Genomic DNA, 12026 nt, shown 5'->3' on the forward strand with positions numbered 1-12026 from the left:
CAATCCAAATTCCGGCATTTTAGGAATTTGGATTTTTTTTCCCTTATATACAAATGAAAGAAATCAACATAACCGCTTCATTTACAATATTTGATAATTTAAATGAACTTCCAGTTGAAATTCAGAATTTAATGAATCAAGCTGTCGAAATCAGAAAAAAAGCTTACGCACCTTATTCAAAGTTTAAAGTTGGCGCTGCTTTGCTTCTAGACAACGGAAAAATTATCTTAGGTTCCAACCAAGAAAATGCTGCCTATCCGTCTGGACTTTGTGCTGAACGAACTGCTATTTTTTATGCGGGAAGTGCATATCCAGAAGCCAAAATCTTAAAAATGGCAATTACAGCAGCTTCAGACACCAATCAAACCACTGCTCCTATTCCGCCTTGTGGTTCTTGCCGACAATCAATAGCAGAATACGAGATAAAACAAGACACACCTATAGAAATCTATTTTATGGGAGAAATTGGCGAAGTTTATAAATCATCATCCCTAAAAAATTTGCTCCCATTGATGTTCGACAAAAAGTTCTTGTAAAAAAAAGCCAAAAAGTATCGTTTTAATTTTAGTTCTTAAATGTAATGTCTTATTTTTGCATCCCGACCTTTCGGGCGCAAATTTGTGGGAGGAAACTATTTTGCGTTACAGGCACAATAATCGATAACACAAACAACTTTAGCAAAAGAAAGAATTCAGATGAAAGAAGTTACAAAAGAGGTATATTTAAAGTGGTATGAAGACATGCTACTTTGGAGAAAGTTTGAAGACAAACTTGCAGCATTATACATTCAACAAAAAGTTAGAGGTTTTCTACACCTATATAATGGTCAAGAAGCTGTATTAGCTGGCGCACTGCACGCTATGGATTTGACCAAAGATAAAATGATTACTGCTTACAGAAACCACGTTCAACCAATCGGTATGGGAGTTGATCCTAGAAACGTAATGGCAGAACTTTTAGGAAAAGCAACAGGAACGTCTAAAGGTATGGGAGGTTCTATGCACATTTTCTCGAAAGAACACGGTTTTTACGGTGGTCACGGAATTGTAGGTGCTCAAATCCCAGTTGGGGCAGGTATTGCTTTCGCAGACAAATATTTTAATACTGGCGGTGTTACCATGACTTACTTTGGTGACGGAGCTGCTAGACAAGGTTCTCTTCACGAAGCTTTCAACATGGCTATGTTATGGAAACTTCCAGTAGTATTTATCGTTGAAAACAACGGTTACGCAATGGGAACTTCTGTAGAAAGAACTGCAAACCACACTGACATCTGGAAATTAGGTTTAGGTTATGAAATGCCTTGCGGACCTGTTGACGGAATGAACCCTGTAAAAGTTGCTGAAGCAATGCACGAAGCTATCGAAAGAGCACGTCGCGGAGATGGACCAACTTTCCTTGAAATGAAAACTTACCGTTACAGAGGACACTCTATGTCTGATGCACAATTATACCGTTCTAAAGAAGAGGTTGAAGAGTACAAAAAAATCGACCCTATTACTCAGGTTTTAGACGTAATCTTGGATCAAAAATATGCTACTGAAGAAGAAATTGAAGTAATTGACCAAAGAGTTAAAGACCTAGTTGAAGAGTGTGCGAAATTCGCTGAAGAATCTCCATACCCAGACTTACAACAATTATACGATGTAGTATACGCACAAGAAGACTATCCATTTACACCTCATAAATTATAATATCATGGCGATTAAAGTAACAATGCCTCGTTTGAGCGATACTATGACTGAAGGAACGGTAGCAACTTGGCTTAAAAAAGTAGGCGACAAAGTAAGCGAAGGTGACATCTTAGCTGAAATTGAAACAGACAAAGCAACAATGGAGTTCGAATCTTTTAACGAAGGAACTCTTTTACATATCGGAATTCAAGCTGGAGAAACTGCTCCTGTTGATTCATTATTAGCAATCATTGGTAAAGAAGGAGAAGATATTTCTGCTCTTTTAGCTGGTGGTGATGCTCCTGCTGCCGAAGCTCCAAAAGCGGATGCTCCTGCTGCCGAAGCAAAAACTGAAACTACCGCTCCTGCAAAAGCTGCAGCTGAATTACCAAAAGGTGTTATAGTAGTAACTATGCCACGTTTAAGTGACACAATGACCGAAGGTACAGTAGCAACTTGGTTGAAAAAAGTTGGCGATACTGTAGCTGAAGGAGATATTTTAGCCGAAATTGAAACAGACAAAGCGACTATGGAGTTTGAGTCTTTCAATGCTGGAACATTATTATACATCGGAATTCAAGAAGGAAGCACTGCTCCTGTTGATAGTTTATTAGCTATCATCGGACCTGCAGGAACTGACATTTCTGGAGTTGCCGATAACTTTACTGCTGGTGGCGCTGCAACTGCAAGTGCTCCTGCTGCTGAAGAAACAAAAGCTGCTCCTGCTGTTGCGCAAGCTACAGAAGCTGTTGCTGAAACTTCAAACGGAGGAAGAATTTTAGCTTCACCATTAGCTAAGAAAATCGCCTCTGATAAAGGAATCTCATTAAATCAAGTTAAAGGATCTGGAGAAAACGGACGTATCGTTAAAAGCGATATCGAGAACTTTACTCCATCTACTCAAGCACAAACTGCTGCTTCAGCACCTGCTGCTAAACAAGAAGCATCTGCTCCTGCTGCACCAAAAGTATTCGTTCCTGCTGGCGAAGTTTACACAGAAGAGATCAAAAATTCTCAAATGCGTAAAATCATTGCAAAACGTCTTTCTGAATCTTTATTCACTGCTCCTCACTACAACTTAGTGATCGAAGTAAGCATGGACGAAGCAATGCAGGCTAGAGCTGCTATCAATAGCGTTCCAGATACAAAAGTATCTTTCAACGATATGGTAATTAAAGCTTGTGCTTTAGCATTGAAAAAACACCCAAAAATCAACTCTCAGTGGAAAGAAGATGCTATCATCATCAACCACCACGTAAACATTGGTGTTGCTGTAGCTGTTGAAGACGGATTAGTTGTTCCTGTATTGAAATTTACTGATGCTATGAGTTTATCTCAAATTGGCGGTTCAGTAAGAGACCTTGCTGGAAGAGCTAAAAACAAAAAACTTGGGCCACAAGAAATGGAAGGAAGTACTTTTACAGTATCTAACCTTGGTATGTTTGGTATTACTGAATTCAATTCAATTATCAACCAGCCAAACTCTGCTATCCTTTCTGTAGGTGCAATTGTTGAGAAACCAGTAGTTAAAAACGGTCAAATCGTAGTTGGAAACACAATGATGCTATCATTGGCTTGTGACCACAGAACAATTGACGGAGCAACTGGAGCTCAGTTCTTACAAACATTAAAACAATACATCGAAAGCCCAGTTACAATGTTGGCGTAATCGTTGTTAATTTTATAATTAAATCCCGTTTTGTTTATTCAAAACGGGATTTTTTGTTTAATTTTCATCCTCAAATTCAAAACCTCATAAAATGAAGAAACTAATTCTTGCCGCTTTATTTCTGACAGCAATAGCCTGCCAAAAAAAAGAAAGCACAGAAAAAACTACAACTGTTGCTGATGAACACAGTTATTCTAAACCAGAACTTGCTGCTGCAAAACATCTTGATTTGGACATCAAAGTTGACTTTGACACTCAGACAATTTCAGGAAAAGCATCTTGGACAATTGACAACATCAGTAAAGGAAATAAAATTATCTTCGATGAAAACACTTTAAATATTACCAAAGTAACTTTAGGTGACGATGAAAAAGAAACAAAATTTGAACTTGGTGCAGCCACTGAATTTCACGGAAAACCTCTTCATATTACTATTGAGCCCAACACAACTAAAGTAAACATTTATTACAACACAACTAAAGATGGCATTGCTTTACAATGGCTTAAACCAGAACAAACTGCAGACAAAAAGAAACCTTTTGTTTTCTCTCAAGGAGAAAGCGTTTGGTCACGTACTTGGATTCCATGTCAGGATTCGCCAGGAATTCGTTTTACTTATAATGCAAAAGTTACAGTTCCTAAAGATTTATTGGCAGTTATGAGTGCTGTAAATCCACAGAAGAAAAACGACACTGGAGTTTATACTTTCAAGCAAGACAAAGCAATTCCTTCTTATTTAATGGCAATTGCAGTTGGAGATATAGAATTTCAGGCCATTGATAACAGAACTGGAGTTTATGCAGAACCATCTGTTTTAAAAAGCGCTGCTTACGAATTTGCTGAACTTGGCAAAATGGTAAATGCGGCAGAAAAATTATACGGACCATATAGATGGGGACGTTATGATGTTTTGGTTTTACCACCAAGTTTCCCTTATGGCGGAATGGAAAATCCGAACTTGACTTTCTTAACTCCAGGAGTACTTGCAGGAGATCGTTCGCTTACGAGTTTGTTAGCACACGAATTAGGACACAGCTGGAGCGGAAACTTAGTTACAAATGCCACTTGGGATGATATTTGGTTAAACGAAGGTTTCACTACTTATGTTGAACACAGAATTGGAGAAGCAATTTTTGGTAAAAAAGAATTTGACATGCAAAATGTTATCACTAACAAAGAATTGGTCGATAATGTTGCTGAATATGGAAATACAAATCCAGATACAAGATTAAAAGTTAGTTTGACAGGAAGAAATCCTGACGATGGAATTAGCATGATTCCTTATGTAAAAGGATATTCTTTTTTAAGAGTGATTGAAAATGCAGTGGGTCGCGATAAATTTGATCCGTTTATCAAGAATTATTTTGATTCTCATGCTTTTCAATCTATTACAACAGAAGATTTTGTAAAATATTTAAACGAAAATCTTATCAAAGGCGACAAAGCTTTAGCAGATAAAATTCAATTAGATAACTGGATTTACAAACCGGGAATCCCATCAAACATCGTTCCTGTAAGTTCTGCCGATTTTGATGCTATTGACGCAATCCAAAAAAGCTGGAGAGAAACTGGCGTTGCAGGTTTAAGCAAAAAAATCACGACTACTGCCGAAAAACAGCATTTTATAGATCATCTTCCAGCTGATATTACAGCAAAAGAAATGGAAGCAATTGATAAAGAATTCAATTTTACAAAAGGCGGTAATTTCATTATTAAACGCCAATGGTTTGTTCAGGCCATTCGTCATCAATACAAAGCTGCTGATCCTGCAATTGAGCAATTCTTAATTGGAAGCAGTAGAACTGGTTCTATAATGATGCTTTATAAAGAAATGGTTAAAACTCCAGAAGGGAAAGTTTGGGCTAAAAAAGTTTTTGATAAAGCAAAATCTGGTTATCATGCAACCACTATTCAGGATGCTGCAAGTGTTTTGAAATAATTTTTTCAAAAATATAAGTTTGAAAAGAGTCTATTCTTTAGGAACAGACTCTTTTTTTTACGTCTTGTTTGTCATTCCGAGGAACGAGCAATCGCACTAGAAATTCCGCAAAGCAATTCCTTAATCTTTGTCGAGTTCATGTGTGATCCTTCCTTCGTCAGGATGACAAACTATACGAAAAACAATCTTATGAAAACCAGAGCCCTAGCCCCGATAGAAGTGGAAATCCTTTTGTGTCTCGTTTCTTTAACGAGACACAAAAGATTGGAACGGATAGCGGGAAATAGCTCCTAAAAAAACAGCAGGGAAAATTGTCCATCACATAGCGTACATTCTCCATGTTTTAAAATCTGCAATCGTCGCAACTTTGTAATGTCAAAAGACAACAACAAATAACAACTTTAAAAATTAAATAAAATGGCACGATTAACAGCTTTAAACCCAGAAGAAGTAACAGGAAAAACTAAAGATTTATTCAACGCAGTTCAGGCAAAATTAGGCGTTGTACCAAACATGATGAGAACAATGGGAAATTCTCCAGCAGTTCTTGAAGGATATTTGAATTTAAGTGGCGCATTAAGCCACGGAAAATTAAGCACAAAAACAGGAGAATTAATCGCATTAGCAGTTTCAGAAAGCAACTCTTGTGATTACTGTTTAGCAGCCCACACTTACATTGGAGAAAAATTAGTGAAGGCAGATCCAGCAGTTTTAAAAGCAGCAAGATCTGGAAATTCTGATGATGCGAAAACAGAAGCGATTTTACAATTGGCTAAAACATTAATCAATAAAGGTGGTTTAGTAAATGATGAAGATGTAAATAAAGCCAAAAATGCAGGAGTTTCTGATGCTGAAATTGCAGAAACTATCGGTCACGTAGCTTTAAACGTTTTAACAAACTACTTTAACAACGTAGCCAACACAGAAATTGATTTTCCAACAGTTTAATCAAGATTTACACATTCACTATAACAAAAAACAATTTATAAAGATAGCCACGGATTTATTTCATGGCTATCTTTATACTTTCAAAAACAAAAACTCATGACTTCTCAAAATGTTTTTACTTTAATCAATCCGCAGAATGGGAATTTGGCTTTTAAAATTCTTCCTTTTGAAGATAACAGTCATTTTGATCATTTACAGCGTAATAATTATTATTCGTTAATTTGGGTAACTAAAGGAAAAGGCAAAGTAAAAGCTGACTTTGCAGAACATCATTTTGAAGAAAACTCACTTCTCGCCTTTTCGCCTTATCAACCTTTTATGCTTTGCGTGAATGAACCGATTGAAGGAATTGCAATTCATTTTCATCCTGATTTTTATTGCATTCATATGCATCAAAAAGAGGTTTCCTGCAATGGCGTTTTATTCAATAACATTTATCAGCCACCTTACGTTAAGGTTACAGAACAAGCAGAACAGACTTTTAAAATGGTAATTGAACAAATGAAAGCTGAAATTCAGAATGCAGAATTGGCGCAGTATGAGTTATTGATTTCGTATTTAAAAATCTTTTTAATTACGGCTTCAAGATTAAAAACAGAACAATTGGAAGAAATGAAATCGGTTCCTGATTCTAAAGAACCTGCTATTCTTCAAAACCTGAAAGATGCAATTGAACTGAATTTTAAAACCAAACATTCGGCCGGAAATTATGCTGATTTACTAAATATTTCTCCAAAAGCATTAGCGAAGTTATCTAAGAATTATTTCAACAAAACCTTAACCGATTTGATCTCGGAAAGAATTATTATTGAAGCCAAAAGAGAACTTTATTTAACCAATAAAACGGTAAAAGAAATCGCTTACGAATTGGGTTATGATGATGAACATTATTTCAGTCGTTTCTTTAAAACAAATGCCGATGTTTCACCTCAAATGTATCGCGAAACTGTTGGTTTTGGAAAAATGGACACTTAAAGTTTGCAGTCGCAGTTTTCAGTCGCAGTCCGCTGATTACTGTAAACTGTCACTGATTACTTATTTTTTGCTTCAATCCATTTTGACATGTACATCGTACTTTTAAAAGCGTGATGTTGCAACAGATTTCCCATAAAATTATGTAGACGATGACTTTCAGAATCTATTAAAAGTGAATTTACTACTGAAATCAATTGAGCAGAATAATTGCTTTTTTGATAGCATTTGTTAATGATTTCAATTCCGTTTTTCTGAGCTTGCTTCCAAAGATTTTCATCTTGATATAATGCAATTGCTTTTTCCGAAAACTCCTCCGGATTATCTTTAATAAAACCATTCCAAGGCAAGTTTGCATGCATAGCTTCAGAACCAATTGTTGTGGTTGCGCTTGGCGTTCCGCATTGCATAGCTTCTAATAATTTTCCTTTTAACCCTGCTCCAAAACGAATCGGCGCTAAAACCACTTTTGCATTTTTTACTATTTCATGGGCATCTTCTGCCCTTCCCATAATATAAAAACCGTTTTTAGGCTGATGCAACTGCAACACTTTTTGTGACGGATAAGCTCCATAAACCTTCAAAACTGCATCTGGAAAATCTTTTTTTATAGAAGGCCAAATTGCTTCTTTCAAATATTGAACGGTATTCCAATTAGGTTCATGGAGAAAATTTCCTATGAAAACAAAATCATTTCGGCTTTCAAAAGAAGGCAATTCTAGCAAATCTTCTTCTTTCATTTTATCCACTAAAAAAGGAAGATAAAAGAGTAAAGTTTCATTGATTTTGAAAACATTTTTTAGAATATCCATTTCAAATTCAGAAATAATCAGAGAAACGTCGCAACGCAAAATACTGGCAATTTCTCTTTTTGCCACTTCCTCAGACAATAAATCAGAAAACTCAAAAGTTCTGTTTTCTTTAAAAGCTTTTTGTCTCGCTGTTCGCAAACAATGCAAATCTTCCGTATCTAAAATTCGAATTGCTTTTGGACAGTTTTCAATCACTCTCCACCCAAATTGTTCTTCGATCATAAATCGATCAAATAAGACTACCTCTGGATTTAATTCTTTTATAAAGCCATCAAAACTTGAAGAGTTCAATTCGATACTTTTTTTTATTACTCCAAATTCAGATAAATCAACCATAAAATCGCTGTCTTGAGCCGCGCTTGCAAATGTAATTTCAAACCCATTTTCTTTAAAAATAGAAATCAATTGCATCATTCTTCCGCCTGCAGCAGAAGACTTTGGCTCGGGCCAAACAAACCCAACAATTAAAAGTTTTTTTATTTGATTCATAAACTTTGTTTCACATTACAAAATAATGCTTTTTTCCGCGGATTTGCACCCAATTTCCTGAAATTCGGTCGTAAAAAAACACTAATTTTGCAAAATCTAAATGCTCGGAAATTATGTTGGGATTAAAATTAGCTACAGACCCTCGCTGGGTAAATATCGTGGAGTCTAATATCGAAGAAATTTTAACGGATCACGCTTGGTGCGAACAAAAAGCTGCCTCAAACGCCATTAGCATTGTTACTTACAATTCTGAAATTGAAGAATTGGTAACCGAAATGCTTGAAATTGCTAGAGAAGAATTGGAACATTTTCAGATGGTCCATAACATTATAAAGGAGCGCGGACTAACATTAGGACGCGAGCGAAAAGATCATTACGTAAATGAACTTTTTAAGTTTATGAAAAAAGATGGAAGCCGAAGAGATGCGCTTTGCGACCGATTACTGTTTTCGGCGATGATTGAAGCTAGAAGCTGTGAACGTTTTAAAGTGCTTTCTGAAAACATTAAAGACGAAAAATTAGCTAAATTCTACCGAGATCTTATGATTTCTGAAGCTGGACATTACACTACTTTTTTAGGATTTGCCAGAAAATATCAAGACAATATTGATATTGATAAACGCTGGAAGGAATGGATTGAATATGAAGGTTCTATTATTACCAATTATGGCAAACAAGAAACCGTTCACGGATAAATTACGCTCTTTTTTCAACTCTATTTTTTTTATTTAAAAAACCAAAATTCGCTATGCAAAAAAGTAAATCGAGATCAATCGTTTTTAAAATTGCGAAGTATACCGGAATAACTTTCGCGGTCATTATAGGACTATTATTTTTAATGCCTATTGTCTTTGAGGATCAGATTAAAGAGCAAATAAAGAAAACTGCCAACGAAAGATTAAGCGCAGAATTGAATTATTCTGATGTTTCGGTGTCGTTTTTCCATCATTTTCCTTCACTTACTTTGACATTAGACAATTTAAGCCTGAATGGTTCGGCTCCATATACAAACGAAAAATTCATCACTGCAAAAGAGGTTTCTTTTGGAATAAATGTGGCGAGTTTGATTTTCAGTAAATCAGTAAAAATTGATCAGATTTATTTATCAGATTCTTTTATAAACGTAAAAGTAAATCCGGAAGGAGAAGCGAATTACAACATTTATAAATCACAAGAACAAGCTTCTAAAGATAAAGACAGCAGCGACACGGCGCTTAAATTGGAACGAATCGAAATTTTAAACAGTAAAATCGTTTATGATGATAAATCGACTAAAGTTCATTTTGACGCATTCGGTTTTAATTATTTAGGAAAAGGAGATTTAAACAAAGCTGTCTTTGATTTATATTCTAAAGCAAACATCGAAAAGCTAAATATTGTTTATGAAGATGAACCTTATTTAATGAACAAAAAAGTTGATGCAGATTTGATCACAAAAGTAAATATCAACTCACTTTCTTTCTTTTTCCAACAAAACAATCTTAAAATCAATCAACTATTAGTCGATTTTAAAGGGAAATTTGATTTTTTGAAGGACGGTTATAATATGGATTTTGTTATTAAATCTAATAACAGCAAGCTTTATGATGTCTTTACAGCCTTACCTCCAAAATATATTACATGGCTTTCTAAAACAGATTTAAAAGGAAACACAAATCTGCTTCTGACTCTAAAAGGAAAGTATATTACTTCTGAAAATATAGCACCTGATCTAGATTTGGATGTAAAAGTGACTGACGGTTTTGTCAATTATAACAAAAGCGCATTTCCAGTTTCAAATTTAAATTTAGAAATCAAAACAACCGTTCCTTCCCTAAATCCAGATTTGGTAATTGTTGATGCTAAAAACCTATCTTTAAACATTAATCAGGATTATTTAAAATCGAAGTTTTTGGTTAAAGGAGTAAACACTCCAGATATTAATGCTGACTTTAAAGCCAAAATTGATCTTGAAAAATTAATGAAAGCGCTTGGAATTCCAGATATTGAATTAAAAGGAACTCTAGCGGGGGATGTAAAAGCAAACGGAATTTTTGATCAAAAAAACAAGCGTTTTCCTGTTACGAATGGAACTATTAATTTGGATAATGGATATTTAAAAACTCCATATTATCCAAATCCAATTACTGATATTACGATTAAATCGAAAATCGAAAACCAGAAAGGAACATTTTCCGACCTGAAAGTAAATTTACAGCCAACGCAATTTACCTTTGAGGGAAAACCTGTTTTTGTACAAGCCGATTTAAGCAATTTTGACGATTTGAGCTATGATGTGAAAGCAAAAGGCGAATTGGATATTAGCAGAATTTATAGAGTTTTCTCGCAAAAAGGTCTTGATCTTGATGGTTTTGTAAAAGCCGACGTATCTTTAAAAGGAAAACAAAGCGATGCCGAAAAAGGAAATTACAGCAAATTGAATAATAAGGGAACTCTTGAATTAAGAAACATTGGAATTACTTCTGAATATCTTCCAAAGAAATTCATCATCAAAGAAGGTATTTTCAAAATCAATCAGGACAAAATGTCTTTCAATAACTTCTTAGCTGCATACGGACAGTCTGATTTTAAAATGAATGGTTATCTACAGAACGTTTTCAATTATGTAATGACCAATACAGGTGTTTTAAGAGGCTCTTTTAAAGTTACTTCGCGATACATCAATGTTGACGAATTTATGTCGGAAACCGCCCCAGGAACTTCTGTAACAGAAACTACTAAGCCAAAAACAGAGACAAAAACAGAAAACACACAAACTGGTGTAATTGTTATTCCTACCAATCTGAATTTAAACTTTACTGCTAATGCTCAAAAAGTAAATTTTGACAAATTAAATCTTCAAAACGCTGTTGGAAACTTAAGCATGAACAAAGGCAAATTAACCATGCAAAATACAGGTTTTGATCTAATTGGATGCAAGGTTAGCATGAACGCAAATTATCAAGCAGTTACAACCAAAAAAGCTAATTTTGATTACGCCATCAAAGCAACCGATTTTGATATAAAACGAGCGTATAACGAGATTGAAGTTTTCAGAAAAATGGCAAGCGCCGCAGAGAAAGCACAAGGAATTGTTTCTTTAGATTACCAATTAAAAGGACGCTTAAATGCAAACATGGATCCTGTTTATCCTTCGCTTGTGGGAGGCGGAACGCTTTCTGTAAAAGATGTCAAAGTAAGAGGTTTGAAAATGTTTAATGCTGTGAGCAAACAGACCAACTCTGAATCTATGAAAAATCCAGATCTTTCTAAAGTAGATATCAAAACAACGGTTAAAAATAATATTATAACTGTAGATCGCTTTAAATTTAAGTTTGCTGGATTTAGACCAAGAATTGAAGGAACAACAAGCTTAGACGGAAAACTGAACTTAAAAATGCGTTTAGGATTACCTCCTTTTGGTATTTTCGGAATCCCATTAACTGTTACTGGAACTCAGGATAATCCAAAAGTAAAAGTCGGTAAGAAAACGGAAGATTTGGAAGAAACCAAGGATACTGAAGATTAAAATTCTAAATTAAAAA

9 protein-coding genes are annotated in these 12026 nt (G+C 35.1%); 8 read left to right on the forward strand and 1 reads right to left on the reverse strand.

All coding sequences use genetic code 11. From position 1 onward, the window contains the following. Window positions 1-53: 53 nt before the first annotated feature. The 6 genes from cdd to ABXT06_RS10915 all read left to right on the forward strand — a co-directional run bounded on the left by cdd (window position 54) and on the right by ABXT06_RS10915 (window position 7204). Window positions 54-536: a cytidine deaminase gene (cdd, locus tag ABXT06_RS10890; protein ID WP_354590789.1), complete on the forward strand. Its 483-nt coding sequence runs from the start codon at window positions 54-56 to the stop codon at window positions 534-536. 159 nt (window positions 537-695) lie between these two features. Further along, the gene (gene pdhA / locus ABXT06_RS10895; RefSeq protein ID WP_026728681.1) at window positions 696-1694 is read left to right on the forward strand and encodes a pyruvate dehydrogenase (acetyl-transferring) E1 component subunit alpha; all 999 of its coding nucleotides are present in this window, start codon (window positions 696-698) and stop codon (window positions 1692-1694) included. A gap of 4 nt (window positions 1695-1698) precedes the next feature. Continuing rightward, a complete protein-coding gene (locus ABXT06_RS10900) occupies window positions 1699-3342 on the forward strand; it encodes a dihydrolipoamide acetyltransferase family protein (RefSeq protein ID WP_354590790.1) in 1644 nt (547 codons plus the stop codon). A gap of 91 nt (window positions 3343-3433) precedes the next feature. After that, on the forward strand, window positions 3434-5281 hold the full coding sequence (locus ABXT06_RS10905; protein ID WP_354590791.1) for a hydrolase/aminopeptidase: 1848 nt from the start codon (window positions 3434-3436) through the stop codon (window positions 5279-5281). Window positions 5282-5698: 417 nt separating this feature from the next. Next, window positions 5699-6229: a carboxymuconolactone decarboxylase family protein gene (locus ABXT06_RS10910; RefSeq protein WP_354590792.1), complete on the forward strand. Its 531-nt coding sequence runs from the start codon at window positions 5699-5701 to the stop codon at window positions 6227-6229. Between the two features lie 96 nt (window positions 6230-6325). Then, window positions 6326-7204 carry a helix-turn-helix domain-containing protein gene (locus ABXT06_RS10915; protein WP_354590793.1) on the forward strand — a complete coding sequence of 293 codons (879 nt, stop codon included), beginning with the start codon at window positions 6326-6328 and terminating at the stop codon, window positions 7202-7204. Window positions 7205-7260: 56 nt separating this feature from the next. Here the strand turns inward: ABXT06_RS10915 and ABXT06_RS10920 are convergent, their stop codons facing one another. Next, window positions 7261-8502, reverse strand: coding sequence for a glycosyltransferase family 4 protein (locus ABXT06_RS10920; RefSeq protein WP_354590794.1), 1242 nt, complete (start codon window positions 8500-8502; stop codon window positions 7261-7263). A gap of 113 nt (window positions 8503-8615) precedes the next feature. On the opposite strand from ABXT06_RS10920, the gene ABXT06_RS10925 reads away from it, so the two are divergent. Then, window positions 8616-9197 carry a MiaE family protein gene (locus ABXT06_RS10925; protein ID WP_354590795.1) on the forward strand — a complete coding sequence of 194 codons (582 nt, stop codon included), beginning with the start codon at window positions 8616-8618 and terminating at the stop codon, window positions 9195-9197. 53 nt (window positions 9198-9250) lie between these two features. Continuing rightward, on the forward strand, window positions 9251-12010 hold the full coding sequence (locus ABXT06_RS10930) for an AsmA family protein (protein WP_354590796.1): 2760 nt from the start codon (window positions 9251-9253) through the stop codon (window positions 12008-12010). The last annotated feature ends 16 nt before the right edge of the window (window positions 12011-12026 follow it).

This window comes from Flavobacterium sp. UW10123 (assembly GCF_040538975.1).
In the GTDB taxonomy this organism is placed as follows: domain Bacteria; phylum Bacteroidota; class Bacteroidia; order Flavobacteriales; family Flavobacteriaceae; genus Flavobacterium.

Coding starts and splice junctions, on each gene's coding strand:
- cdd (WP_354590789.1), top strand. CDS start 54: ATGAAAGAAATCAACATAACCGCTTCATTTACAATATTTGATAATTTA.
- pdhA (WP_026728681.1), top strand. CDS start 696: ATGAAAGAAGTTACAAAAGAGGTATATTTAAAGTGGTATGAAGACATG.
- ABXT06_RS10900 (WP_354590790.1), top strand. CDS start 1,699: ATGGCGATTAAAGTAACAATGCCTCGTTTGAGCGATACTATGACTGAA.
- ABXT06_RS10905 (WP_354590791.1), top strand. CDS start 3,434: ATGAAGAAACTAATTCTTGCCGCTTTATTTCTGACAGCAATAGCCTGC.
- ABXT06_RS10910 (WP_354590792.1), top strand. CDS start 5,699: ATGGCACGATTAACAGCTTTAAACCCAGAAGAAGTAACAGGAAAAACT.
- ABXT06_RS10915 (WP_354590793.1), top strand. CDS start 6,326: ATGACTTCTCAAAATGTTTTTACTTTAATCAATCCGCAGAATGGGAAT.
- ABXT06_RS10920 (WP_354590794.1), bottom strand. CDS start 8,502: ATGAATCAAATAAAAAAACTTTTAATTGTTGGGTTTGTTTGGCCCGAG.
- ABXT06_RS10925 (WP_354590795.1), top strand. CDS start 8,616: ATGTTGGGATTAAAATTAGCTACAGACCCTCGCTGGGTAAATATCGTG.
- ABXT06_RS10930 (WP_354590796.1), top strand. CDS start 9,251: ATGCAAAAAAGTAAATCGAGATCAATCGTTTTTAAAATTGCGAAGTAT.